The sequence below is a fragment of the Agrobacterium sp. ST15.13.013 genome, from assembly GCF_027956525.1.
GTDB classification, from domain to species: Bacteria; Pseudomonadota; Alphaproteobacteria; order Rhizobiales; family Rhizobiaceae; genus Agrobacterium; species Agrobacterium salinitolerans.
This window is the reverse complement of the sequence record NZ_JAQKGP010000107.1, coordinates 1-419: the sequence shown is the minus strand read 5'-3', so window position 1 is coordinate 419 and position 419 is coordinate 1. Positions and strand designations below refer to the sequence as shown.

At 64.7% G+C, this 419-nt stretch carries 1 pseudogene; it reads right to left on the bottom strand.

Annotated elements, in window-relative coordinates:
* Positions 1-403 (bottom strand): annotated as a pseudogene (locus tag PL597_RS26100) (tonB-system energizer ExbB); the annotation flags it as partial.
* Between the last annotated feature and the right edge of the window lie 16 nt (positions 404-419).

Below are 419 nucleotides of genomic sequence, written 5' to 3'. Positions count from 1 at the left end.
TAGAGACTTCGTTCGGCGCAAGTGTTCCGTTCGCCTGAGGCGGCTGCTCGGTCTGCGTCGGCTGCGGCGCAGCACCTTCAGATGTGGACTGAGCGGGTGCAGGCTGGTTCGATGGCGGCTGGGCGGGTGTGGCAGCCGGCTGTTCCGGTGTGGTTGCGGAAGGCGGGGTGACAGGCTGGAGCGCCGGAGCGCTTGGCGTCGCGGGAGTTTCCACCGGCGGCTGGGCAGGCTGAACCGTTTCCGCCTGAGGTGCAGGCTGGGCCTGGGGTTCGGATGCTGTCTGAGCCAAAACCGCGCCGGCGCTCAGCCCGGCCAGCAGGGTAACTGCCGCAGCAAGGGAAACGTGCCGTGTTTTGTTTGCCCTGTTGAAGGATGCGGAAGAAGTGGAGGTCTCAGCTGACATAATTTTTATCCCGGAT